This window comes from Neptuniibacter sp. UBA6509 (assembly GCA_002435145.1).
Classification (GTDB): Bacteria; Pseudomonadota; Gammaproteobacteria; order Pseudomonadales; family Balneatricaceae; genus Neptuniibacter.
The window spans coordinates 65,668-91,021 of the sequence record DJLT01000003.1 but is presented as its reverse complement, the minus strand read 5'-3'; the positions used below and the strand labels follow the sequence as shown (position 1 = coordinate 91,021).

General features: G+C 43.7%; 20 protein-coding genes. 16 read left to right on the top strand and 4 right to left on the bottom strand.

The window, feature by feature from the left end:
* The 3 genes from B4K11_RS00515 to B4K11_RS00505 all read right to left on the bottom strand — a co-directional run.
* Positions 1 to 1,960: bifunctional diguanylate cyclase/phosphodiesterase (locus tag B4K11_RS00515; RefSeq protein WP_292959181.1), on the bottom strand; the 1,960-nt coding region annotated here is incomplete at its 3' end.
* Positions 1,961 to 2,064: 104 nt separating this feature from the next.
* Positions 2,065 to 3,093 carry a hypothetical protein gene (locus B4K11_RS00510; protein ID WP_292951092.1) on the bottom strand — a complete coding sequence of 343 codons (1,029 nt, stop codon included), beginning with the start codon at positions 3,091 to 3,093 and terminating at the stop codon, positions 2,065 to 2,067.
* A gap of 110 nt (positions 3,094 to 3,203) precedes the next feature.
* Positions 3,204 to 4,694, bottom strand: coding sequence for a glutamate--cysteine ligase (locus B4K11_RS00505; protein WP_292951094.1), 1,491 nt, complete (start codon positions 4,692 to 4,694; stop codon positions 3,204 to 3,206).
* Between the two features lie 244 nt (positions 4,695 to 4,938).
* On the opposite strand from B4K11_RS00505, the gene B4K11_RS00500 reads away from it, so the two are divergent.
* The 13 genes from B4K11_RS00500 to B4K11_RS00440 all read left to right on the top strand — a co-directional run bounded on the left by B4K11_RS00500 (position 4,939) and on the right by B4K11_RS00440 (position 21,428).
* On the top strand, positions 4,939 to 6,207 hold the full coding sequence (locus B4K11_RS00500) for a paraquat-inducible protein A (RefSeq protein ID WP_292951096.1): 1,269 nt from the start codon (positions 4,939 to 4,941) through the stop codon (positions 6,205 to 6,207).
* Between the two features lie 79 nt (positions 6,208 to 6,286).
* Positions 6,287 to 7,954: an intermembrane transport protein PqiB gene (pqiB, locus tag B4K11_RS00495; protein ID WP_292951098.1), complete on the top strand. Its 1,668-nt coding sequence runs from the start codon at positions 6,287 to 6,289 to the stop codon at positions 7,952 to 7,954.
* A complete protein-coding gene (locus tag B4K11_RS00490) occupies positions 7,944 to 8,552 on the top strand; it encodes a PqiC family protein (protein ID WP_292951100.1) in 609 nt (202 codons plus the stop codon). Before pqiB ends, B4K11_RS00490 begins: the two co-directional genes overlap by 11 nt.
* 204 nt (positions 8,553 to 8,756) lie before the next feature.
* Positions 8,757 to 9,302, top strand: coding sequence for a hypothetical protein (locus B4K11_RS00485; protein WP_292951102.1), 546 nt, complete (start codon positions 8,757 to 8,759; stop codon positions 9,300 to 9,302).
* 186 nt (positions 9,303 to 9,488) lie between these two features.
* Positions 9,489 to 11,327 carry an HD domain-containing phosphohydrolase gene (locus B4K11_RS00480; protein WP_292951105.1) on the top strand — a complete coding sequence of 613 codons (1,839 nt, stop codon included), beginning with the start codon at positions 9,489 to 9,491 and terminating at the stop codon, positions 11,325 to 11,327.
* Between the two features lie 284 nt (positions 11,328 to 11,611).
* Complete coding sequence (locus B4K11_RS00475; protein WP_292951108.1) at positions 11,612 to 12,178, top strand: hypothetical protein; 567 nt, start codon at positions 11,612 to 11,614, stop codon at positions 12,176 to 12,178.
* A gap of 705 nt (positions 12,179 to 12,883) precedes the next feature.
* A complete protein-coding gene (locus tag B4K11_RS00470; RefSeq protein WP_292951111.1) occupies positions 12,884 to 13,609 on the top strand; it encodes a hypothetical protein in 726 nt (241 codons plus the stop codon).
* Positions 13,610 to 13,715: 106 nt separating this feature from the next.
* On the top strand, positions 13,716 to 15,020 hold the full coding sequence (locus B4K11_RS00465) for a hypothetical protein (RefSeq protein WP_292951114.1): 1,305 nt from the start codon (positions 13,716 to 13,718) through the stop codon (positions 15,018 to 15,020).
* A 44-nt stretch (positions 15,021 to 15,064) separates the two neighbouring features.
* Positions 15,065 to 15,439 carry a hypothetical protein gene (locus B4K11_RS00460; RefSeq protein ID WP_292951117.1) on the top strand — a complete coding sequence of 125 codons (375 nt, stop codon included), beginning with the start codon at positions 15,065 to 15,067 and terminating at the stop codon, positions 15,437 to 15,439.
* A gap of 131 nt (positions 15,440 to 15,570) precedes the next feature.
* Positions 15,571 to 15,738, top strand: coding sequence for a hypothetical protein (locus tag B4K11_RS00455; protein ID WP_292951120.1), 168 nt, complete (start codon positions 15,571 to 15,573; stop codon positions 15,736 to 15,738).
* Positions 15,739 to 15,992: 254 nt separating this feature from the next.
* The gene (locus tag B4K11_RS00450) at positions 15,993 to 19,529 is read left to right on the top strand and encodes a toxin VasX (protein WP_292951123.1); all 3,537 of its coding nucleotides are present in this window, start codon (positions 15,993 to 15,995) and stop codon (positions 19,527 to 19,529) included.
* 11 nt (positions 19,530 to 19,540) lie between these two features.
* On the top strand, positions 19,541 to 20,533 hold the full coding sequence (locus tag B4K11_RS00445; protein ID WP_292951126.1) for a hypothetical protein: 993 nt from the start codon (positions 19,541 to 19,543) through the stop codon (positions 20,531 to 20,533).
* A 532-nt stretch (positions 20,534 to 21,065) separates the two neighbouring features.
* Positions 21,066 to 21,428: a DUF7079 family protein gene (locus tag B4K11_RS00440; RefSeq protein WP_292951129.1), complete on the top strand. Its 363-nt coding sequence runs from the start codon at positions 21,066 to 21,068 to the stop codon at positions 21,426 to 21,428.
* Between the two features lie 149 nt (positions 21,429 to 21,577).
* Here B4K11_RS00440 and B4K11_RS00435 read toward each other — a convergent pair whose 3' ends face one another.
* A complete protein-coding gene (locus B4K11_RS00435; RefSeq protein ID WP_292951132.1) occupies positions 21,578 to 22,294 on the bottom strand; it encodes an FMN-dependent NADH-azoreductase in 717 nt (238 codons plus the stop codon).
* 180 nt (positions 22,295 to 22,474) lie between these two features.
* Here B4K11_RS00435 and B4K11_RS00430 point away from each other — a divergent pair, with 180 nt between their 5' ends.
* The 3 genes from B4K11_RS00430 to B4K11_RS00420 all read left to right on the top strand — a co-directional run bounded on the left by B4K11_RS00430 (position 22,475) and on the right by B4K11_RS00420 (position 25,036).
* On the top strand, positions 22,475 to 23,326 hold the full coding sequence (locus B4K11_RS00430; protein WP_292951135.1) for a LysR family transcriptional regulator: 852 nt from the start codon (positions 22,475 to 22,477) through the stop codon (positions 23,324 to 23,326).
* Positions 23,327 to 23,627: 301 nt separating this feature from the next.
* On the top strand, positions 23,628 to 24,200 hold the full coding sequence (locus tag B4K11_RS00425; protein WP_292951138.1) for a hypothetical protein: 573 nt from the start codon (positions 23,628 to 23,630) through the stop codon (positions 24,198 to 24,200).
* A 68-nt stretch (positions 24,201 to 24,268) separates the two neighbouring features.
* Positions 24,269 to 25,036 (top strand): ribonuclease H family protein, encoded by a 768-nt coding sequence (locus tag B4K11_RS00420; protein WP_292951141.1) that lies wholly within the window; start codon positions 24,269 to 24,271, stop codon positions 25,034 to 25,036.
* Positions 25,037 to 25,354 lie beyond the last annotated feature (318 nt).

Sequence of the window (25,354 nt, the reverse complement as noted above, 5' to 3'; positions counted from 1 at the left end):
CAAAACTACGGTCGATTTTTAAATAATCCACGGGATAGTGACGTAAATAGTTAATAGCAGAATAGCCAGTACCAAAATCATCTACTGAAAAGGCAATGCCCTTATCACGGAGTTGATTAATCTTTTCTAGCTGACTACCACCGCCATCCATCAGCAACGACTCAGTAATCTCCAAGATTATCTGGCTATGCTCAATTTCATGATTATCAATAATACCCAGCCATCGCTGCACTACATCTTTTGGAAGGAACTCAGCCACTGAACGATTCACCGACACCTGCATCTCTATGCCCTGATCGATCATCACCCTTGATAAATGACAAGCCTCCTCCAAGATCCATTCACCCAAAGGACGAATAGCACCGGTCTGTTCAGCAATAGGGATAAAATCAACCGGAGAAACAACCCCTTGTGAAGGATGTATCCAACGAATTAACGCTTCACATTTCGCAATTTCACCCTTATTTAAATTCATAATAGGCTGAAAATATAATTCAAACTGCCCACAACGAATCCCTTCTAAAATCTCATTGTGAATTTGAACATGGCGTTTTACTTCGCGGCTCAGGTCATCATTAAAAAAGTAAATCCGGTTCTTACCTGTCCGTTTAGCTTCGTACATTGCCCTATCTGCATTTTGCAGTAAGGTCTCGATTGAATGACCATCTTGCGGATACATAGCAATACCTAAACTATGAGTAACCGATAGATAGCGACCTTCAATAAGATAAGGTTCACCCAACTCAAGCTGTAACTTTTCAGCCAACAGCTCTGCTTGTGTCGCTGACTCCAGGTCATTCAAGACAATGACAAATTCATCCCCAGCGAGTCTCGCTATCAGATCATCAGCTCTGACGATGTCCCCCATGCGGCGAGAAAACAACCGTAAAAGCTCATCGCCAACAAAATGTCCCCAGTTATCATTAACTTCTTTGAAAAAATCCAAATCAATAAAGAGCAACGCAAAAGTATGCTGACAACGCTGGTGTTCCTGAATCACAGTCAAAAACTGTTGGTTGAAATGGGAACGATTTGATAACCCCGTTAGCCCGTCATAATTTGCACGGTAATTTGCCGTATTGATCGCTATCAACTTCTCGCGATAACCAGTCGTTATCAAATAGGTCGCTAAAGCGGTGAATAAACTCACCAAAAAACTCACCAGCCAGAAACTATAAACTTGATTTTCAGGCACGGTCCAGCCACCGCTATTACTTGCGGCCAACTCCCAACGCCCAGAAGGTAGAATCACATCAACACTTACAGGATCTTCTGAAAATACGGATTCGTTACCAAAGATGACATTCCGCTTTCCATCTTCTCCTTCCATGCCTTTGACCGCAATATTTAATCCCCATAAGCGACCATCTACCCCAGCATTAAGAAAGAGTTCCTGCCCATCAATTACCCCTGAAATCAAACCCCAAAGAACCTCTCGTTCTTCACCAATAAACACCGGCACACGGGCAATGAATGCACGACCACCCTGCACTAACTGGATAGGGTCAGTAAGAATAATCTGATTACTATCAATTGCTTTTTGAACGGTTGAAAGCTGAGTAGGAGAACTGCGGTAATTAAAACCGACTGCAGATTCATTACCTTTCATGGGATGGATATTGGTAATAATCAAATCGGGTGCTAAAGCGATATGGCTAATACTTAAGCCAGTTTTTAAAAACTCATCGACCAAACTAGAAAATTCAAAATGGGTGATATCTGGATTAATTGCTATTTCTGCTTTTAAGCTACGCAAAATCACAAGATGAGCATTAATCTCACCTTCTAAACGCGCGCCTAAGGTCAATAAATTTACAAATGCGGCGTGTTTTGCATCCTCACGAATACGATTAAATTCATGATTAATAAATAACATTGAGACGAACAGGACTATACCGAACACTAAAGCGGAAAAAGCGAGGGAACGACGGCTAAGCAGCGATAAGGTGTTCTGAAACATAAAGTCCGAGAATTACTCCATTTTCAAGTCTGCGCTCTAAACTCTGCACATAGACAATGGTCTACTCTGAACCGTTATACAGTTTTATTCACATAGATAAAAGATCAGGTTTCAAGAACCGTATGTTCACGCTCTTCTGCCGCGTATAGCAAACAATCACTTAACGCGATATCAGGCCGGTTAGTAATCATAAACAACTTTAATGGCTGAGCCGTTAATAACTGATTTCCTTTAACGGTAAAGTAACGCTCAAAAACATTTTGACCTGATGCATCATTCACGACTAAATAGTGATCAACGCTACGTCCTCCTAACCAACCGATTAAGGTTCCAGTATCGGCTAAGTCGAAGTTCAAATGTTCTAAAGAATCGGGCACCGTCAAGTCCGTTCCTAAAACATAGCTTCTTGAATAAGCCAAAGTGGTATTCTCTTTTAATTCTAGGCGTACAGGATGACGATAAATATCCATTATGTGTCCATGCTTTAGACTCATCACATCCTCATCATTCAGGTAACGCAATAAACCCTGCCAAGCGATCTCACCTGAAGATAGATCTTTTACACCACCACATTCAATAGTTACCACTGGGCAACGACGGGTACTTGTTTCCATCAAAGAGCCTAGCCTTAGATCGGTCACCACCAAACGTTGACTGAACAGAGAAACCAGTGCTTCGTGTGTGGCATTCTCAAACGTAACCACACCAAAATCAGGACTGTGCCCTGAAGTATTATGAATATCCAAGATACACTCTGGTTGATACTCAGAAATTTTCTCTAGAATATCTTCAGCCAATTGCCCTGGAGCATCATAAAACGGAGGTAAAAAGCATCGATTCATATCTCTCTGCCCAGGATAAACTCTATTTTTAAACATGGGCTCTAGCAGTGCCGCCGGTACAGAAGGGATAAAACAGATCAAATTATAAAGAGGCTGCACACCCAGTTTAAGCCAGCGATGTAAGGCACGTATACCTGAAGGCTCATTTCCATGCAGTAATGTAACTAAACCTCGTGTTACAGACCTATTCTGTCCATCAACATAGATAAAAATGGAATCATTGATCGACTGTAAAAAAGCTTCAGGTGTATTTTTTATCTGCTCTGCTGTTGGATTGACTAACGTTTTCATCACTGCTCCTTTTTCAACACCGTCTTCAGTTCTATTTCTCAGCTCCCTTTCTCCGCTCTTTTCTTAACTCTCTTTTTCAACAGCCTTAATAAAAGCCCCTTACATGATTATCAGGACATAGTATTCCACTTTGCTACGGGAATATTTTCAGCAGAATATCCCATGTAACGTTGCACCATCCCAGTGACTGCTTTTGCATTAGACATATTTTTTAATCTACGTTGGTATTCTTTGCGCTGCCAGATAGCCCCTGTAACCCCTGACACAATTCGCTCTTCTATTAATCCGAGGTAATGACTAATCTCAGGTTCATCAACATCTATCTGCTTTAAACCTTGTTGAGCAACACTGAGTAACTGCAACGCAATCTCTTTAGCCGGACGTTTCTGTAACCCACCATGGCCATCTAAATCCGGCCACATTAATTGCGCCTCAAGCCCTTTACGTGCGGCTTCATAGAAATCGTTTTTAAGCACTGAAAATGGAAAAGTAGGTATCAATTCTGTCATACTTCCGCTCAACCCCTGTGCTAAACCGATAAAGAAAGCAGCGTTTGCAGCCATATCACATGAAGTAGGTCCCGCAGGTAATGCGCGCAATTCAATCCTCAGATGCCCGCCGCTTTGAGGGTCATATACAGCTCTATTCCACGGCCAAACACTACCAGAATGCATTCTTAGCTCTTGAAGCTGTGCGACTCCACCATTAGCAACAACCGACAAACTATCCTCTTCGCCGCAAATAGGCAGGATCGGCTTATGCAGATGCGCCATCTCTGAAAACAACTCATAGGCGCCCTCTCGCACCCAACCATTACCAAAGCACACGCGTGAAGGTAAGCCTCGACTACACTCCTCATTAGAACGACCATCGATGGTTTGTCTGAACAGTGGGACGCGCGTTTCATGCCATAAAGGTTGCCCCAACATGAAAGCTGAATTAGACGCTAATGCCACCATCAAAGGGGTCACCATCTGAAAAGCATTAAAGGTATCAGCAAAGCAATCGGGGTTTACCCGATAATGAACCTGCATAGAACTATTAGCCCCCTCCAACGAAACATCATGAGAGCGCAATGACAAAGGCGAGTCACCCTCTATATGTATTTGAAACATTCTGCCCCTTAGCTTTTGTAACGCTTGGGTTAAGGCATAAAAACGCGAGCCATCAGTTATCGTTTTCAAACCAAAATCAGAACGCTTTAACGTGGGTAAAATCCCAATAGGAAGAGCACAGCCCTTTTCATTTTGTAGCTGCTGGTTAATCAATGAGATTGAAAACTCCATCTCATTTTCTAAATGGGTGAAAGGTGTACCTTTTGCTTCTTGCGGTGACAGATTGAATTCAAGATTAAAACGATTCAACTCTAAAGCGAGTTGTTGATGACCACTACGCTCTATGACTTCACGGTTAAGCAGCAAAGGGCGAGCCGAGCTATCAACCAAATAAAGTTCCAGCTCAGCACCTATAGAGGGAGAACCAAGACCAAAACCCGGCTGCGCCAGCATCAGCTTTAAGCCTTTCAGGTTCTCCAACAAGCGTTGCTGGAAACACTGATAGTCCTCAGCCTTAAATTTATGCGAAACAATCTCTTTTCCCATAAACCCCTTCACATTGAATTTGCCAGATATCCATTAGATTAGAGACTAATTAGAAAGCGCCTACCTAAAGGTTAGTCAGATTAATCAGAACTACCAATCGCTTATACTAGAATAGCGGTATCTAAACGATAGAAATTACGACTCGCCCCACTTTTAAGATAGAATCAGTGCTATTAAACCGTTTGAATAGCCATGAGTAAGGGATATACCATGAGTACCGGATTTAAAATGCCGACTGAAACCCATGTCTACTGAACATATCGCCTGTCACTGCTGTGATTTAATCGTCGAAGTACCGACCCTCAATCCGGGCCATAAAGCACATTGCCCGCAATGCGGCCATTTATTATCATCGCAAACATTCAACAGTATTAATAAAGCGGGGGCTTTCTCATTCAGCGCTCTGATCTTTCTACTACTATCCCTACCCTTTCCCTTTCTAGCATTCCACTCTCAAGGTAGGGAGCAACAAGTATCACTCATTGAAAGCGGCTATAATTTGTTGCTTTTAGATTTCCCGATACTGTCCGCACTGCTTAGCCTTTTTATACTGATCATCCCTGCATTACTCCTCTGCGCCTATCTGTTGCTATTAATCCCTTTACGCAAAAGAAAAGCTTACCCATGGAGTTATAAAATCGCACAAATACTCTTCTCTCTTCACCCTTGGGGAATGGCAGAAGTATTCTTAATTGGTGTATTAGTTAGCTTAGTAAAAATTGCAGGAATGGCAGAAATCGTTATCGGCATGTCTTTCTGGGCTTATGTCCTGTTCGCTCTCTGTTTAATAGCGACAATAACGTCTGTAGATAAGCTGCAGCTTTGGCATATGTTGGATCAGGTCTCAGGAATTCAGCGTAAAGTGCCACCTCATTCATTGGGCAGCGCAAAACAACAGCAACTTCAAAGCTGCCACTCTTGCGAACTACTTCACACGCAAGCTGAAGAAAACTGCACACGTTGCGGCTCCGTACTTCATCAAAGAATCCCTTTTAGCATCCAAAAAACTTGGGCATATTTGCTCACAAGTATCGTGCTCTATATACCCGCCAATCTTTACCCCATTATGCACACAACTTTTTTAGGTTCAGAAGAACCCAGCACCATACTCGGTGGCGTAGTCGTTCTGTGGCAGCATGGTTCCTATCCCATCGCCCTAATCGTATTTATTGCGAGTATCGTTATCCCTATTGCCAAAATGCTAGCCCTTTTATGGCTTCTGATCAGTACGCAGATGGGACAACAGCATCGGATAGAAGAGCGAATTTGGATGTACAGGATGACTGAACTTATCGGTCGCTGGTCAATGATTGATGTTTTTGTTGTCGCCGTTTTAGTCGCACTAGTACAATTAGGTGGCTTAGCCAATATTCAACCCGGTCTTGCGGCTACAGCCTTTGCGGGGGTGGTAATTATGACCATGCTTTCGGCACTCAGCTTTGATCCCCGATTAATTTGGGATAGCCTGAATAAAAACGAGCGAGAATCCCTTAAAAAAAGTGTTCTGGAATAATCAAAAGCGCCATATAGTTTTAAGCTTTAAAAACTAGCGACACATTGATCGTAAATTCATAAATAAGATAGCAACCGTTATGACACCCAATGAAAACTCAGCAGCACAACCGATGATCAAGGAAAAGCGCTCCATTTCCAGTATCTGGGTACTTCCGCTTATCGCCTTATGCATTGGTGGCTGGATGGTGTATCAAGATTGGGCTAACAGGGGCAAGCTTATTACTATCAGCTTTATTACAGCGGACGGTATTGAAGCAGGCAAAACCAAAATAAAGATTCGTAACGTAGAAGTCGGTAAAGTCGAGTCGGTACAGCTTAACTACTCGGAAAATAATGTCCTTGTGCAAGCGAGAATTGAGCCCGGTGCTGAAGAGCTTCTGTTAGAAAATGCTAAGTTCTGGGTTGTACGCCCTCGTGTAGGCGCGGCAGGTGTAAGTGGATTAGGCACCCTGCTTTCTGGTGCTTATATCGAAATGGCGCCAGGAGATAACGACAATAAAAGGCTTAGTAGTAGGCCGCTTGACGTTTATACCGGGCTAGAAGAACCTCCGGTCACCTCCGCCACAGAACCGGGACTGCGATTAGAGCTCGTCAGTGATAATGCTCATTCATTAAGCGTGGGCGTGACCGTACTGTATAAAGGCTTCCCTGTAGGGCGTATAGAACGCGTTCATTTCGACCCTCTGGCAAGACAAGCTGTGTACGGAGTCTTTATTAAATCGCCTTATGATCAACTTGTCAGTGCTGACAGCCGCTTTTGGAATATGAGTGGCATTAACCTTGATCTGTCTGCTAATGGCGTCAACGTACAAACAGGCACCTTCGATACTCTATTCAGCGGTGGGATTACCTTCGATATTCCCAGCGGAGGACGCCAAGGCGAAGCCGCTAAAGACGGTGACCGCTTTAGGCTGTATGCAGACTTTAATAGCGTCAAAGAAAGACCTTACTCATATTACAATGAATACCTGCTTCTCTTTGATCAGTCTGTACGTGGCTTAGTCGCCGGCGCGCCTGTCGAGTTTCGCGGTGTACGCATCGGTACGGTTGAGCATATCTCATTTCAAATCGCTAATTTAACACACGCCGAAGACCCAAGGGTTCCGGTGATTATCCGCTTAGAGCCCGGAAGGCTAGGCTATAACGATGAGGAGAGCATACTCAAAGACGCTCATCAGAAACTCAATGACTGGGTTAATCGAGGTATGCGCGCCAGCTTAAAATCAGGCAACCTGATTACCGGAAGTCTATTTGTAGACTTCGATCTCTATCCGGATGCACAACAGCAGCCCTTAACGCAGCAAGAAGGCTATTCGATCATCCCAACGGTCTCTGGGGGCTTTGTTCAGCTAGAAAACAAGTTGATTAGTGTACTGAGTAAAATCGAATCGCTACAAATAGAGCCTGTGATTGGACGCGTCGACGATACGCTTAAATCCAGCGAAGCCGCTATTAATCAATTAAATACGACCCTTAAACAGATTGAAAAACTGGCGAAAAGCAAAGAAACACAAGCGCTGCCGGAAGAACTTATCGCAACCCTACGCGAAGTTAGACTCGCCACACAAGGGATATCACCGGACAGTCAATTTTATATAGCGCTAACTGACACACTACAGACGCTTCAACAAACATTAAAACAGCTTCAGCCTGTATTAAAAACACTCGATAATAAGTCTAACGCGCTGATATTTGATGCTAAAAAAGGGCCTGACCTGATACCCGGAGAGCCAAATGAAAACTAAATTAATCGCTTATATCAGCTTATTGATAAGCGCCCTACTGCTCTCTGGTTGTAGCCAAACAATACAACCCGATACGGGTCAGTTTTATCTTTTAAGCAGTGATAGCCAAGCAAATAACAAAACGAACTCCGCACATGTTATTGGCTTACGCCCTGTGACTGTCGCGTCCTATATCGATAATCCGGGGATCGCACTGCAAACCAGCGATAACCGTATCCGCATCGCCAATCACCACCTCTGGGCTGAAGAACCAAACTTAGCAATCACACGTGTACTTCATGGCGAGTTAAATAATTTACTATCAAATAGCCGTGTAGATAACGGGCAGCTAGGCCGCAATGAAGATTGGCAATATATTCTAACAACCCATGTTGACCAGTTTCATGGAACCGAAAAAGGGCTAGCCGTCTTTAGCGGTTATTGGCGTTTTGAAAGCAGTAATAATCAAGGAAACAAAGTTCTTATCAATACTCGTTTCAATCTCTCCTCCCCGATCGAAAAACCGGGTTATACCGCGCTTGTGGCAGAACTTAGACAACTACTATCTCAACTATCAGAACAACAAGCCGAACAGATCGCTCGGGAACTAAACGAATAATTACTTATCTAACCCAGCATTGGATGAATTGAAACGGCTAAAAAGCAGTCATGACGATAAAGAGGTAGCTATATAGCCGCTACGTTAATAAGGCCATAAGAGAACAATCATTCATTTATATAGATAAAGGTCATACTTAATAACCTTAAAATGGTCTATAATTGTTCACATCTGTTGTTTTGAAATTAGATTTTGGTTGAAAGAATGGAAAATAACATCGCATCTTTAGGTAATAATACCGCTTTAGCTCCTCAACGGAGCAATGGCACAGAAGCATCCGCACAGCCTCGTGGCGCAGTGGGAGAACTTCTGGCACCTACAGCACAGAGCGGAGTTAGCAACAATGTAGATATTCCATCCACCAGCCGAATCCCTGAGGTTGATAACCAGACTGAAAACCGTACCAATCGAGTGAATCAAGCTGAAGTACCTGCGGATCCAGCGGTACAACAGCGACAGATAGAATCATTTCTCGCTCAACAAACGGGCGAAGATGCAGAAAGCTTTCAAGGGATCGATATTGAAACGGCCCTAGATTTACAAGAAAGCTTCCGTGATCGTCCTGCACAAAATGAACAAGCATCATCTCAAGCGTCGTCACAAGCTTCACCACAAAACACGGAACAGCCTGTCGATGCTAATGATCAACAGAACCAAGAGCTGATCCAACGCTTACAAACTCGCTTGGCCGATCAAATACCGAATGATCCAGGTACAGAGTTCCCTCAGTTGATCGAAACCATCGCATAAACCCCAAAAGCCCCCCCTACGTTTACGGGTCACCCTTAAAACAGTGACCCGATCAGAAAAAAATCCTTTTAAAAACAACCGATTTCGATCTGTTCTAGAGAAATGAACTTTCTTATACCTTTGTGTTCAAATGATCGTTCAAAAACCTAATATCAACCTTAGCCGACGCAGTTCAGGAAGCTTAAGATGAAAATGGATCAGGCGCCTCGCTACCACTCCCTTAGATTCCAGATAACCGCTGTTATTACACTCCTTATCAGTGTGCTAATTATCAATACCATTTTTTCTTTCTACAGTGAAAACCAACGTCGCCAAGACTACATCGCGATACAAAGTTCAGGCACAACACAGCAACTCTTCAGCTCCCTAATTACCCGTAGTAAACAGTATGCAGAAGCAGCCCCGCGTGATTGGGAAACATACAACCGCGATTTAGGCATGTACGGCGAAGACCTTAATAATATTATTATTGAGCTCGATAAAGCCGTTCATACCTTAGAAGCGATGCCTACCGTACAAGCACAGTGGTCTATGTATTCCGATGAGATCACTCAGGTCAGAGGCGATATAAAAGAGCCCCGGCTGGAAGCCGTAGCGAATTGGGTCGTAACCAATAACAAATCACTCAATGAGCTGTCGTTACTGATAAACAATCGCATAGAAAATATTCTAGACCAGCAATTAAAGCAACAAAGAAACATCAACATCGGCCTTTTAGCACTCTCTTTGCTCGTTGGTTTATCCACACTTATTGCCATTAACAAACTATTTAGCCGACCTGTGCACAACATCCTATCTCGTTTGCAAAACCTTACAAAAGGCGAAACCACAGCAGAAGATCAAGTCATCAGTCGTAATGAGATGGGCACCATTTACTCAGCGATTGATGACCTTGCCCTTAATCTAAACACCACATTCAACCTGACACGTAGTGTTAACCAAGCCACCACAATCGATAATGCTCTGTACTTTGTATATGAAGAGTACAAACAACGGCTACCCATTGATGCCTTATGCTTATTTCGTGATAGCAATGACGCACAGTCCCTCACGCTCGACCGCATTCACACAGATACATCACTCGCATTGCAAGAAAACAGCCAGTACAGCAAACATAACTGCGAACTTTGCACGATAGAAGACAAACCAGAACCTATACTCTGGCAAGAAACCAGCGACTGGACAGACAAGCACTCCGATCTGGTTCAGAAGCTGCAACAAGCGGGCATTCAATCCGCCCTATTCTTCCCTTTTAATAATCAAAGCGGCTCTGTACTGCTCTTTGCCAGCAAACAACCCTCTGCGTTTAACGACAAACATTTACAAATGCTAACCAACGCCGGTGGTCAGCTACAGCACGCTTTTGAAAAAACAGAACTCGTTGAAAGCTTAGTTATATCCGCCGTCAGCGGACTATCAAAGCTGGCAGAAAGCCGCGATCCAGAAACCGGGGACCATCTAGACCGGATGTCACAATACTCCATGATATTGGCAGAAGAACTCGGTCAAAACAGCATCTACCAAGACCAGATAGACAACCGCTATATTCGCGATATCCTTCGTTTCTCCCCAATGCATGACATCGGAAAAGTCGGTATCGAAGACAGTATCCTACTTAAACCGGGTCGACTCACACCTGAAGAACGCCACGATATGGAGTTCCACCCTGCCATCGGCGGTGAGGTACTTAAACGCTGCGAAGAGCAACTCAATGCCAGTGGTCACAGCATGTTCACCACCGGAATAGAGATCGCAGAAGGCCACCATGAGAAATGGGATGGCAGCGGCTACCCTCACGGCTGGAAAGGTGATGAAATTCCCCTATCCGCACGCATAGTCGCCGTAGCCGATGTATTTGACGCCCTAACCTCCAAGCGCCCCTATAAAGATGCTTGGCCTGTAGAGAAAGCACTCAAGCTTTTTGAAGAGGAATCAGGCAAACATTTTGATCCAGAGATCGTGAGTGCTTTTCATCGGGCACTGCCACGGATTTTAGAAATATATGAGAGGTTGAAGCACGTATAAAGGGTGACGTTCTACTAGCTTTGTAGAAGCTCAGCCCTTTATGCCCGAATGGGTGCCTGAGCGAATGACCATCAGGTCGCTGAAGACTTCCAGAACCGCGTAGTAGCAAGCAATACCAACTGCACCAAAGAGGTAGTTTGTGCCACTTTCGAGTATGGGTGCTAATTATCAACTTGTATCCATTCTCGTAGAAAGCTATAAATGCTATTAAATCAGTTAGTTGGATATACAACATACACAGCGGCCTTCAGGTTAAGCTTTTTGCCGCAAGGAAAAATACAGATATGTCAGCACTCACAAAATCAGTTTCTTTATTATCGTTATTGTTCCTTATGACCGGCTGCATGCTAAATCAAGGTGACAATACTTACAGCCATGAGCACTCACATAAGCATGCTTATGACTACGGACACACCCATGAGCACACTCATAGTGGTAGTTCACATCACGGAATCGTGGTTCCGCTTTTTTCTGATCAACAGCATGTGGGCTATGCAGAAATAAAGCTACATGATGACAAGGGTGACCTTGAACTGTGGCTGACAAAGAATAAAACCAAAGGCACCCCAATTGATCTACCCCTCGACTCAAAGATAACGGTTTCTTTTCAGAAATTAGATACGCAAAAAGTGGCGCTTCGCATTCGTAATTTAGAGAAGAATGAAGATGAAGACGGCAAAGGTAACATCCGTGATAACAAGACGAATTACTTCATCTTCCCGGGTGATACAGGCGCCGATGCAACATTCCTTATAGGGAAAGGCTTCTCAACTGAGACTGTCATCTCTTTTGAAGTGGATGGTGTTAGATACACGACGAATACGTTTACATTGCAACCGCATACGCATTGAGTGTAAGAGGAATTGACCTCTTCTTTTTTGATGGGTTTCTTCCTCTGAAGGGACGCTGCCGTCTGCATATTCCGCGTTTCGCTTCGCTCAATACCTGTTGGAGCTCAGCCTCTGAGCGAATGATCAGCGACTCGCTGAAGATCCCCAGAACCTCGCACGTGGGTTTCTTCCTACCAAATATTCTTTTTCAGTTATGGGCTTTCGCCCTTTAAGGGGAAACAACAGCTCTTCCCCTTAAAAATACACTCTCTTAAAGACAGCCGCCTATTCCTTGTTTCGCTTCGCTCAATTCCCTGTGTTTCTCCCGCGCTAAGGCATGGATATAAACTCGCCTTTAATACCTCAAGAAGGCTCAAACAAATATCCATTTAACCCTTAGCGCACTGCGATACTCGGCTGCGTCAAAGGGGGATAGATTGTGCCAATTTCAGGCCTAGATACTAATAGGCAGCTTGTTTCGAGGCTTCTAGTAAGCTACAAAGGTAATTAAATTAGACAGATGGATGTCTGGCATGGGTAGATATACGGACCCCCGTATATCAATTGATATACAGCATGCGCGGTTTGTCACGGAAGGCAGTTACATATTTCTATAATTTTTCCTTCCTTTTCAACCTATTACATCTGCTTTAAATCAATATCAGTGTGGGTAGATACACGGCCCCCCGTATATACAATTATTATGCGTAAACTCAGAGAATAAAAATGGAAGAACAAAGATCGATTGATATCGCAATTGATGATCTCAAAGATCAAATAAAAAATCATCGAGACGCCGCACGGAAGATATTATTTTATGTGATGTATATAGTTTCTTTATTGCTAGTTTTTGGGGCAGCTATTTTTGTATACCAAGATTATAGAACTACAGAATTTTCAGGCTCTATCGGTGGTATAGGTGGAGGAGTTTATATATCGTCATCTGCTGATACTAAAGGCAAACAAAGCGCACCTGCAGCGACTACAGATCCCAATATGTTGTCACCTGCTGATGTTAATAGAAATCAAAGCGCTAGCACACCTGCACCAACTACAGATACCAGCATGTCATCTGCTAGCGGTGGGAGTTTTGGTGTCAGTAGTGGCTTTTATGCACCAAACACCACCGTGCTTTATGTGTTTGTTGTTTTATTCGTTGTAGTGTTTGGTGTCATGATGGCTATTTACAGATTTCATCTAAATGAAATAAGTAGATCTGAGCAGCTGAAAGTAGGCTTCATGAGAATCAGAATCGCTGCAAATAATCATGATAAAGAAGGTTTCTTATCTGAGGTGAGAGGCGCACTAACCAATGACGCATTTACGTATCAGACGGGAAAAGAGAAAAAAGTAGAAAGCCCTTTACCAGGGCACCCTAGCTCAGATATAAGCGCGCTTCTTGTTAATAAACTAATTGATAGTATTGACTTAAAAATTAAGGATAAAAATTAAAATGCATAACAAGACAATGCAGCCGGAAAAATCACTCGCTGCGCTCTCGATTTTCCGCTGATTGTGGCGTTAGGCTTATGTTGTCACTTACCATATGGAAGTATTAATGGACAATTCTGGTATAAATCTAAGTATGGATATGTCTGCATTAGCCATTGGGAATGGTGCAGTCAAGTCAATTTCTAAAGGTGATAGCAGTGATTACAGTACTGAAATAGGAATAATTTTACCTGATTTGTACAGTGATTTACCTATTGGTTCTCATCAAATCGATCATAATGGTAAAACTGTTACTGTCATCATCAAAGAGGTTACCTCTAAAGCAACGGACCCTGTATTTAGTGCAGCTGCGAACTTAAGTATTGGTGCTAGCGGTAGTGGTTTTGATACGATCCCGTTTGAGGCATTTACAGTTAATAAAGGCAAGTACCCTGCAACACTAGCTACAATAAAATTTGATGAAAGAATCGCAGATTGGATTGATGACTCAGAACCATCAGGCAAAAAGCGCATTGATTATGAACGTCTTCAAATAACTGGCTCACCTAATAACGAAGAAAAAATTGAAGCTATATTAGTTTTAAATAAACTGTTTTCTACGTTGGCGCCTAAAAACTTCAAAAACCTTACTTATGACGACATAACTGTATTTACGGAAGTTTATAAAGGACGTTATAACAATATACTTTTCCATCAAGTGCACGCTTTGTCGGGTATAGATGCATATAAAACTGCCATTTATGATTATGTGCTGCCTGAGAGTGAACGAAGTGAAATTCCAGAGGCAATAAATAATTTTTATCACTCATATTTAGATCGAGCAATTGAAACTGAAGATGACCTAAAAGAGGTAGTTCAAAATGCTATTACTTCAGTATTAAAATTTAATATTGAAAAAAGAAGGTGGATTGAGCCATTTTGGGATGGTGAGAAGAAAATATCGCATTCAGGAAATAACATCATTGTGCCAAGAACACCCAAGGGAGAAGTCAAAATACAGCCGACATTACATGTAATTCTTGATATGGCATTAACTCCACTAGGTATACAAGTTATACGTGAGAGTGATGAAGGAATTGGATCCTTAGATTTTAGGTTCTTATTTACAAACTCCAAAAGGATGCCATTAACTGTTGGGATTGAATTCAAAGTAGCGCATCACCAACAAGTTAAAAAAGGACTGACTAAGCAACTACCAGCTTATCTGGATTCAATTAGGTCAAAGTCAGGTCTATTTGTAATTATGTGGTTTAAAGATGGAAAGTTTTTCAAAAAGCCAAGTTCTAGGGAATGTGGTGATATGGAGTCGTGGTTACAAAAAGAAGCAGAGCTGATTTCAGCCGAAAAAAACATGAATATCTCTAGTATAATCTTAGATGCATCAATTCAAGTGAGTGCCTCTAATCTATAAGCTTAACGAGGCGTTATGTTTCTTAACAGAGTTATCATATAAATATGTCGTTCAAAGAAAAATTTGAAAACCATCCTGTTGTATTTGGTTTGAGCTTGGTAATAGCAGGATTTGTTGCAGGTTATGGAGCTCACGATGCGATAAGCAATAGTAAAACTAAACCAGCGCCCGTTCTTGCCCAACCCAAAGTTAACTGCACTATTGAAGGTACTGGCGACCTCTCTGCATCGCACCACCAACGCTTGTCTGTGCTGCAGCGTGAACTTGTGCGCTTAGAAGGTAAAGCTAGTGATGACAGCATCATTTCTAGCTATCAAAACGACTACAAGGAATCTGCCGGAAGGGTTCGTAATGACATTGCAATGGAGCGTCAGGCTTTAAAAGAAGCGCTACAGGTTTTGTCTGCCAAATGTAGTTAAAACATAACAAGTGTGGCCACATACGTCAGCGAAGCTGGCTAGGACAACCGCTGCGCGGTCGCCTGTGCCAAAACGTTAGCTTTATCCTGCGCTCAACTATATCGTTCAAAAGATTTTAAAAGGGAAATTAAATGTCAGATGAAAATATAAATAGTGTCATTTCCGTTATCCCTGTAAAAAACTTCCAAGAGTCACTTACTTGGTACAAACGACTTGTTGGGCGTGATCCAGATGTTGTCCCTATGGAAGGCATTGGAAATTTTCGGGGCCAGGTCTTGCATTGTGCATATATCGCCTAAAACTCAAACGCCAGCTGCTCCTCGCTCAGGGGCTGAGCTCCTACTGGAACCCCTAGCCTTATAGCGTCGGACTTAAACCTACGTTATCAATATGATTAGCGGCTGTTTTTCTAATTTCAACCAGCATTCTAAACAATGCCTATTAACACTTAAGTGCAGATGGCTTAGACTCTGCATACCTAAGGCAGCGAAGCCAATAGCGTTATCCACCCCGTCTGTCACCAGACCGCTTGAGAATTAAAGGAATAATTCAGATGTCACGTCCAAAGAGCTCCTGTTTAGACTGCGATTTTTTCATCAGCGTCAATGGCATCAGCCACGATACCACGCAGTCATTTCAATTCTACGATCACAGTGATCAAGTACAACAAGAATACATTGAAGCCAAACAGAAGCTACTTGAACAATCGGGTTATAGTATTTTTAGCTGGAACTGGACACCTGAAACAGAAAAACGCAACGTTTGGCTCAGTATTGAGTGTGAAGAAGGCGGGCCGATCAAACTGCCCCTATTTACCGCAGTCGATGAACAGAAATACCAAGAGAAAGAGAATAATTACGAACAGAATTATCATCTGCAGGCGGTCGTTCCTCTAACCATTCTCCCTAGCGTTCAACCGGCACAATACCCAGAACAACATATGGCACCCACCCGCAATGGCTACCTTTATATTTTTAAAGACAATCAGCTATGGCGTGAAGTTGAGATCATAAACAAAGAAAACATTGGCCCTGAGTTTCGTGACACCCACCTTTACCAGCACCGTGAAGGCTTTGAAAAGCCATTTAAGAAAGGCCCGCGTAAAGCCCTAGGTAAACCACTTAAAGATATCTGGCTACCAACCAAAGCCAACAGTGGTTCTCAACGTTTGTACGTCGCCTATTCAGAGGTTCAGTGGAGCGCCGCGTACCTAAACTTTCTCGAGCACCCTGAAAACAGGAACCTCCTCAAACAGCGTACCAGCGTGATTACTCACCAGAGCATTAATACGCTGGGAGATAAGCTAAACACCACCCTGAAGACAATGCGCCTACGTGAACCGGAGATAGAAGAAAAACTGGCCGATCCCAGCCTCTATAACCGCGATCTCAATGGCAACTACCTATACAATCTGTACGACGGTGTAAGTTACGAGGTCAACTCACTGCGCAAAGACAGCAGCAATCTCCTGTCGACACTGGAAAATGGCACTCACCAGCGATTAGAATACGGGGCCCGCGCTGCCCAATATACCAAACAATTAAATGCTGATAGTCAGGAAGACAGTCTCTGGCAAGCCCGTAGCTCTATCGACTACCTAGCCGATGCCAGAGCCCGCCAGCTCAAACTCATCGCGTTACCCGACCCAATATTCGAACTCCGTCATCACACCAGTATGGCCATGCAGGTCAGTTCATGCCTGTTCCATATTATGGAAGACGCCGGCCAGCAAAAATACTTCCAGAGCGCCGAACTGGTACAACGCTTTGTCGTGCCAGATAAACTGCCCAACGGCGAGGAAAACCCTAATCACAAGCATTTGGACAGCTTTAACTTCAGCCCTATCGGAGTATTTCAGCGCACGCTACGTACAATAGAACGTCAACGCTGCCACCAGGATATGGCGCAATTCCAAAAAAACCTTGGTAAAACGATTGATAAGTCAGCTACCGCTGCGGCAGTACGAGATTTCACCAGTTTGGAACGCGGTGCCCCAGGTGCCTACCGCCTAGTCGGTAATGCCTTCCAGGCCCTGAGCCTTAATCTTGCCGCTATCGATCCGCTGCAAGACAAGCAACAACTGAAAGAAAACCAACAGCCGCAAGACTGGCCCGGCCAAGCAACCATCGCCAACTTCTACACCCAGGGCGCTAGCCACCCACTGCATGCTCTGCTCTACCCACCTGCAGATCAGGTCCCGCTAGACACCGCCTACACCTCGCCCGCGCCAGTGAACGACGGCAGTGGCCAAGCAACCACAGACAATATTGCACGCTGGGCCGGCGACACCCTGATTAAAGACGATCAAATAGAAAACCTTGATCAGGCACTCCTGCTGGCCGAAAACAGCGAAGACGGCTTTGGCGGCAGCCGCCGTCTCCTCAATACCGCCGATGGTGTCCTCAGTGGTTTCTTTACTGCCATGCTGGCGCTTCAGAACAAAGCTGATGCCCGCATCAGCCTTAGCCAACGGGTCGAAACTGTCGAATTCAATGCTGCCTATCTCGACAATCTCCGTCTGAGTAAGCTAATTGCACCAGACAGTCTAGGGCAGGCCACCTATATTCCCACCTCCGGTGAATCGATTGCGGGTGCCTATGTTGTCGGAGTACACAGTAAAAAAGCGGGGCTAAGTTTTGGCCTAACCGAGGCCCAGCGCAAGCAAACATCCGGTAAACGTTACGGCGTACTTAGGGATAGCAACGATAAACTGCTCGCCTCCACCAATCAACGTAGCCTTAAAGGCACTAAGCTACAAGGCGCAGCCGTCAGCAGCAAAGTCGATCTGCGAGCACTAGTGATACCGGATGATAACCCCATCACCCAAATGAAGGTCGAACAATTAGCTAAACAAGCCGATCTGGCGGATAAACTCGAACCCCAGAGCAAGGCAGGCGGAGCTGCCGGGCAATTCTATGCGAAGGGGCTTCCCTACTTTATTGTAGCGCTGGAGATCGTTAATTTGCAGCGGACAGTAGCTGCGTTTGAAGGAAAGAGTGCCTCTTATGCAACGGTTTCAGGCATTAGCGCTTCTTGGGATCTCGGGGTTGCCATAGTCAATGCATCCAATTTTCTGACAAGAGAAACAGGCCGTTTAGCCACTTATTCAACCAAGACAGTTATCAAGTTACCCCCAAGTGCTATCAGATTCCTTTCCGCGCCGTCTTTAGGCTTACATCTTGAAAAGAACCTAAGTCGCCTCAAAGCCGCCGGCCTAGTCGGTGGCGCTTTAACCACAGCCGTTGCCGTTTGGGATACCTGTCTGTTAATTTCCGCTCAGGATAATGATGCTGCCGCGGCCATGGCGATGGTCGCACTCGGCACCGGCCTGTCCACCTTCGGCAGCCTCTATACCGCCACCTTCCTGATGAGTCCCCTCGGCTGGATCGGACTGACCATTGCCCTGGTAGGCTTTGGTCTCTATATGCTGTTTAAAGACAGCCCAATGGAAACCTGGCTTAAAAACGGCCCCTTTGGCGCACGTCCTGACCATACCGGTGACTATAAATATCTACAACAACCGAACAAGGCTTGGCAGCATTTTATCAACCTGATTATGAACCTACGGATTAAAACCTATGCTATAGATCAGATCGAGCTTTCCGACGAGCTACGTAGAGAATTGGCAGGCAAGGGCATTACCCACGGCGTCTGGCTCACCAGTAACCTGTTTGGTTTGAGTAAGCCCGAGCACCAAACTCTGCGCTTCCATGCACGGCAGGCCGTTTTAACAAGTACAGAAAAAATCACCAAAATGAACCTTCGTCGCGATCCACCAACGAAGAGTGTCGATCAGGTAGACACTTTTGACGCCCCTTTGCTCTATCAGCATAAGCAAGATAACGGCTACATATTCTTCTATCGATTCGACAAAACTGTGCCTAGAAACGACGGTAAATATAGGCCCGGCACAACCTATTTGTACAAATATCAAGCCCATTTCCATACCCGGGCCCAACTACAAATCGGTGACCATACCTTCCCAACCCCTCCGTTAAGTAAAGAGGAAGACGCCGGCAGCCCCAGCAGGACTCCGACCTTTAGAGAAGGAGAATACTGGTGGGCCAATGAATTTGGCTGGGAACAGTAACAGGACTCATGATGAATAAGATTGAAACACCACAAGATCGATATCAAGACAGCGTCTGGAATAGTCAGTACTTCAGTAACCAGAAATCCCGCCCTGAACAGGGAGTCCTAACAAAGCTTCTACAGGGAGGTGATCCCCTACCCTGGAGTCGGGCCAACGAAACGGTTCCCGTCAGTATAATTGAGGAACCCACGCCAGCCGAGATCAAGCAGCGCCTTAAAGAGAATAAAGATGAAACCCACTGGGATGAGAACCAGTACAGTGCAGGGTCATTAAATAAATGGGGACTGGTCTACTTTTATCTTTCTGCAATTTCTAAAGTGGTTTGTACTATGGTGAGCCCTTTTTTTGCAGTATATATTACTGTGTTCCCTTTCCTTTATGAATCAGTAACACTTTCAGAATTAATTGACATAGTATTAGTATATATCCTCTTCATCCTTTTACCTTCCGCCCTAATCTGGGGCTACTTTGAAGCCTCAGGTCGCGGGTATTTACCCATGCCCTGGTTTATGAAAGCGGTCAAACATTTTACATTCAGCCGTAGCACCGGCAGGGTAATCCGCTACAAAAACAACAAGGAGCTATACAGCCACCCTTTCTCAGAGTTCGACTGCTATCTGGTCAGTAGCCCCAGTCATCAAGGGATACTGAGTTATCAACTGCATCTTGTTCACCGTTATCATCGCTACTCCGACAGTATCCCGCTGCATACCTTCAGTAGCAGCCAACAACCGGACGAGTTCGAACGGATCTGGAACCTGATCCAACGCTATATGGACACCAGCCAGCCGATGCCTGATGTACCAGAACTGGAACCGGCCAGAGAAAAAGACCCTACGACTGCCGCTTGGGATGCTAAAAACAATCGCAAACCTGATTACTGGTTCTCCATGGATGATGACGAGTTTGAAGAGGCGCTACTTGAACTCCAAGCCGAGCAACGCTTTATGCCAAACCAAGGCCCAGAGATTGATCTATTTAATGGCGGCACTAAAGCCTAATGGCACTAACGGACTGAAATGACAGAAATGACAGAAATGACAAATTTAAAATTAATGAGGACGCACCCCACTTACCCTTTCATATGATCCTCATGAAGATGAGGCCGTATTCTAAATCACTAGTGCTTTGTTTATACATCGATAAAGCCACTTAAATCAGACGACTGCCACGCAGCCGCCGTTTAGTTCAAACGTTAGGTGTCTATGAACTTAACCTGCGGAAGCAAAATCGCAATTACATTAGGGGCTATTTCTTTGGCCCTATTTGTATTCATACTTTACTTCAGGGCTTGCATCTACGCAGATATGTATATCGCTCCTGAAGACCCATACGGGATTTCAGACATAATAGAGTTCATTTTGGGTTGTTTATTGTTGGCGCTATTTGCAATTTCAGCGGCCTTTTCCGTTTTTATATTTTTCAAAGGGTTACCACAAAGTCGAAAAACTGCGCTAATTTTGATTGTCTTTTCAGCAAGTTTACTTTTGTTATATTCACCATTACATTCTGTGGCAGCGCGGTGGTAACAGTATGGAAGCACCTGAATTCGACATTGAAGATAGATCAAAAAATTGGGATGCGATGCAAATGCTGTATATGGATACTGACCCTAAATGTGAGTTGGACTATATAGCTAGCGTTTGCGTCGCATCTAAATACACTAACCAAGAGCTTAGGGATATTCTGTTTTTCGAAGTTCTTCCATCTGTTCGCTTTAATTTATTGATGCTCCCAGCGCCAGAATGGAGTGGTTTTGAGAGAGAATGGCTAATAAAAAGAGTTTTAGATAAGCATCGGTTTGGTCGTAGAAAGCCAATACTCTTCCGCAGCTATACATCAACTTGGTGGAAAAAATTAGAAGATAAAATCGAGCATGTGCGAAAATACAGCTAACAAGCAAAAAAATAATGGGGACGCATTTAATAATGGAGACGTACCCCATTTAACCTACAAACGGCAACAAACCTACCTTGCCGTTGCTGACAACCAAATCAATGCCGTTTTCTCCTCACTTTATGATAGGTTCTTCAAGAATAGGTCCTTCAATAATAGGATCGCACATTAAGGACCTCATCTTTTAACGTTGAAGCTCGGGTTGGAATACTAAGTTCTGATGCAATTATTTCGGCTCTATTTTTTGCATTGGCGACTGAGATACGGTGTCTTTCGTCACCAAACTCTTGGTATTCAGAGGCAATCTCATACACTGTGTCCGCCCCTAAATATTTACTCAACGTCTGCAAGTGCGGTGTCAGGTGACTGGAATCTTCTCTTATTCCCCCTTTTTCAAAACCGAACTCTCCGCTGGAAGTCACTATGATCAACGTCTTACCTGAGAGTAGAGGCTTTAACGGGAAGTCCCCTCGTGATAGATCGAAATCAAACGTTTTGTTTATACGTACAATTTGATCGAACCACGCTTTTAGCTGAGCCGGCATACCGTAGTTATACATGGGTGAAGAGATCAAAATAACATCTGCTGCTGACACTTCAGCGATCAGTTTATCTGATAGTGACAGTCTCTCTTTCTGTGCCGGGGTCCTTTTTTCATCCGGAGTGAACACCGCGTCAATCCAATCTTGTGTAATGAAATCAGGTGGATTCATTCCAACATCACGATAGATATACTCATCTGCAGGCTGATTCCGTTTCCATGTATCAATAAATCGTAGAGCGATAGTTTTCGATATAGAATCGTGATCTGGGTTTGGGTTGTTCGCAGCTCTAACGCTGGAATCGATATGTAATAAGCTGCTCATGTTAATTGCCTTACTTGATTAAAACAGTTGATTAAAAATAGCTGATTAAAAACAGTTGATTAATAACAGACTCTATTTTGTGAGCCTACGTAAAATGAAACAAACGAATAAACGACACCTCTAGATGAGTTTAAATCATCTATACTATCGATTAATGAGTTAATAACTTGGAGATTAAGATTGCAGGTATCGTTACAGGCGTTGAAAGCTTTTGAATCAGCAGCCCGACAGGGAAGCTTTAAGCTGGCTGCCGAAGAGCTTTCGCTGACGCCAACAGCTATTTCACACCACGTTAGTAATCTGGAAAGCCGGTTAAATGTAAATTTGTTTCATCGACATGGAAGGCGGATATCACTTACCGGAACAGGTAAAAGACTAGCTGAAGCAACCTCAGACGGATTTCGCAAAATTGACAGTGCTTTGGAAGAGGTAATGAAGGCTGGCAGCGCAGTCAGGGTGACGACGACATCATCATTAGCAGCTATGGTACTGATCCCTGCCCAACATGAGTTTGAACAAGCTAACCCTGATTTTTCTATGGAAGTATCGACTGGTGAATCGGTTGATAGCCAATCACATATTATTCCAATTCGGTTCGGTGATGCCTCAGTCGCTGAGGATTCAGATATCATTAGCTATGAGTCATTCAATGTATTTGGCGCTTATGGAATGAAGCCTCCCTCTTGGTCAAATGATTCCATTACCCTTTTTACAACCGAGTGGAAAAACAGATTGTTACCGGACCCGCCACTCGCCGCTTGGTTGGAAAAAAATGGACTAGATGGGTCTAATATTAAACTCAAAAAGCTTGATCAAGAGTTTTTAGGGATCCAGCAGGCGATGGCACAAAATGGGCTTGTGTTCTGCTCTACGACACTCACAAAAAGGTTGTTAGAAGCTAACCTTCTACAACAATTTGAAACTGAGCCGGTCAAATCAGACCTTTGCTATTACGTTCCCAATAAGGACAGTTACGAAACTAGAAGTGCAGCCAGATTTCTAAATTGGATCGAAGATATTTTTAAACAATAATTCTTACAGACACTTCTAGCTAGCAGCGTATTCCCAAGGCAAAATACCTGAATAAAATTAATGGGGATGAAAACTAATGGGAACGTACCCATTTAACCTGCATTTTCACTGGAGATTTAGAAAGTAGCCCTAAATTCCGAATAGTTAAAGAAACAGAAATCTAATTACAATAATTAAGTAAATCATAACAAGTTTTTGAATAACCGCCCTTCGGGCTAGACCGCTAATTTCTCTGATTCGCAGCAACGCGGCCCATTACAAAAACGTTAGCCAATCATTCAATAGGAATCATATCTTTTAGATGGAAATTCTAATTCGTTTTATGCAGAAAAATTCAACGGGAAAGGTTGTTCTTACTTTGTTTGTGCTAACTATGGCCGTGTATTTCACAATGTTGTCATACTCAATTCCAGCAGTTACGGCATATGCTCCAGAACAACCAATATTTGACTTATCTCCTGCGGGTTACTCCTTTAATTATGCTTATGAATTACTCGATACATTGGGAGCTGAAGGGCGAGAACTGTATTTATCTACTCAGTTACCATTAGACTTCATATACCCGGGTTTATTTTCTATTACTTATTCACTACTGCTAGTTTGGCTTTTTGGTAAAACATTCAATGTAAGTTCGAAGGTTTTCTTTTTTGCACTGGTACCATTTTTAGCTGGGATTTTTGATTATGCTGAAAATGTATTCATCATAAAAATGATCAGCTCATTTCCTGATTTACAAGTAACTACAGTTAATACAGCAAGTACATTTACTCTTCTTAAAAGCAGCTTTACTATGCTTTTCTTTGTATTGTTAATTGTAGGTTTTACGCTGTTACTTAAACAAAAATTATTAGATGTACGTAAGCGAAATGGTTAACAAGTTGACGCAGCGGAGCATCAGCAAGGCGTTAATCTATTTTCAATACTCTCAACCCCGGAGGCTGTGTGGCTAAAAAGTTTTATGTAGTTTGGGCAGGACGTGAAACGGGTATTTTCACTACGTGGCCAAAGTGTAAATCATTGGTTGATGGTTTTGCTGGCGCTCGATATAAATCCTTTCCGACACTGGAAGAAGCTGAAGCTGCTTTTGGTGGTAAGTCGAGCAGCACGTCTACTGCTTCAGCTAAAACGGGTGCGAAAAGCACTCCAAAAGCAAAGCCTAAGCCTCTTTCCCAAGCGCAAATAGACGCTATGGATTATGACGTTAAAATCTTTACCGATGGTGCCTGTGACCCAAATCCAGGTGAAGCGGGTACAGGTTTGGCCGTGTATGAAAGTAATGAGTTAACTGAGCTTTGGTACGGTCTCTATCAATCATTGGGGACAAATAACACGGCTGAGTTAAATGGCTTACATCACGCTCTTATGCAGGCCAAAGAGAAATTGGCGTTAGGCCGTTCTGTTGGTATTTTCTGTGATTCTAAATACTCAATTGACTGCATCACAAAGTGGGCGAAAGGTTGGGAGAAGAAAGGCTGGACTAAACCGAGTGGTGAAATCAAAAACCTAGATATCATTCAACCGGCCTATGCTTTGTATCAGCAAATAGCTTCGAAGATCACAATTCATCATGTGAATGGTCATGTAGGTATCGAAGGTAATGAATTAGCAGACAGAATGTCTATTGTTGCAGTTGAATCTAAAGATGAGAACTTGTCACTTTATCCAGATATGACCGATATTCCTGCAATATTAGCGCTGCGTACTGGGTAAGATTGATGGGGAGGTGATCAATTTCCCCTTTTATAACGGTTAAAAGCCTAAAACAATAAGCAGTGAATAAGCCACTCTCTTACCGGTTCTGGAAATCTTCAGCGAACTGGTGATCATTCGCTCAGAGGGCTGAGCTCCTACAAGGCTAGTAGAACGCCACCCTGCGGGCATAAAGGGCTGAGCTCCTACGAAACCTGTAGGAAGCCGCCCCGCGTGCGAGGTTCTGAAAGTCTTCAGCGAACCGATGATCATTCGCTCAGGCACCCTGCGGGCATAAAGGGTTGAGCTCCTACGAAACCTGTAGGAAGCCGCCCCGCG

Excerpts from the sequence above, each read along its gene's own strand:
- B4K11_RS00455 (WP_292951120.1), top strand. The coding sequence starts at position 15,571 with ATGTCAGATGAAAATATAAATAGTGTCATTTCCGTTATCCCTGTAAAA.
- B4K11_RS00500 (WP_292951096.1), top strand. The coding sequence starts at position 4,939 with ATGTCTACTGAACATATCGCCTGTCACTGCTGTGATTTAATCGTCGAA.
- B4K11_RS00450 (WP_292951123.1), top strand. The coding sequence starts at position 15,993 with ATGTCACGTCCAAAGAGCTCCTGTTTAGACTGCGATTTTTTCATCAGC.
- B4K11_RS00445 (WP_292951126.1), top strand. The coding sequence starts at position 19,541 with ATGAATAAGATTGAAACACCACAAGATCGATATCAAGACAGCGTCTGG.
- pqiB (WP_292951098.1), top strand. The coding sequence starts at position 6,287 with ATGACACCCAATGAAAACTCAGCAGCACAACCGATGATCAAGGAAAAG.
- B4K11_RS00490 (WP_292951100.1), top strand. The coding sequence starts at position 7,944 with ATGAAAACTAAATTAATCGCTTATATCAGCTTATTGATAAGCGCCCTA.
- B4K11_RS00435 (WP_292951132.1), bottom strand. The coding sequence starts at position 22,294 with ATGAGCAGCTTATTACATATCGATTCCAGCGTTAGAGCTGCGAACAAC.
- B4K11_RS00475 (WP_292951108.1), top strand. The coding sequence starts at position 11,612 with ATGTCAGCACTCACAAAATCAGTTTCTTTATTATCGTTATTGTTCCTT.
- B4K11_RS00440 (WP_292951129.1), top strand. The coding sequence starts at position 21,066 with ATGGAAGCACCTGAATTCGACATTGAAGATAGATCAAAAAATTGGGAT.
- B4K11_RS00465 (WP_292951114.1), top strand. The coding sequence starts at position 13,716 with ATGGACAATTCTGGTATAAATCTAAGTATGGATATGTCTGCATTAGCC.
- B4K11_RS00510 (WP_292951092.1), bottom strand. The coding sequence starts at position 3,093 with ATGAAAACGTTAGTCAATCCAACAGCAGAGCAGATAAAAAATACACCT.
- B4K11_RS00505 (WP_292951094.1), bottom strand. The coding sequence starts at position 4,694 with ATGGGAAAAGAGATTGTTTCGCATAAATTTAAGGCTGAGGACTATCAG.
- B4K11_RS00425 (WP_292951138.1), top strand. The coding sequence starts at position 23,628 with ATGGAAATTCTAATTCGTTTTATGCAGAAAAATTCAACGGGAAAGGTT.
- B4K11_RS00480 (WP_292951105.1), top strand. The coding sequence starts at position 9,489 with ATGAAAATGGATCAGGCGCCTCGCTACCACTCCCTTAGATTCCAGATA.
- B4K11_RS00460 (WP_292951117.1), top strand. The coding sequence starts at position 15,065 with ATGTCGTTCAAAGAAAAATTTGAAAACCATCCTGTTGTATTTGGTTTG.
- B4K11_RS00470 (WP_292951111.1), top strand. The coding sequence starts at position 12,884 with ATGGAAGAACAAAGATCGATTGATATCGCAATTGATGATCTCAAAGAT.
- B4K11_RS00485 (WP_292951102.1), top strand. The coding sequence starts at position 8,757 with ATGGAAAATAACATCGCATCTTTAGGTAATAATACCGCTTTAGCTCCT.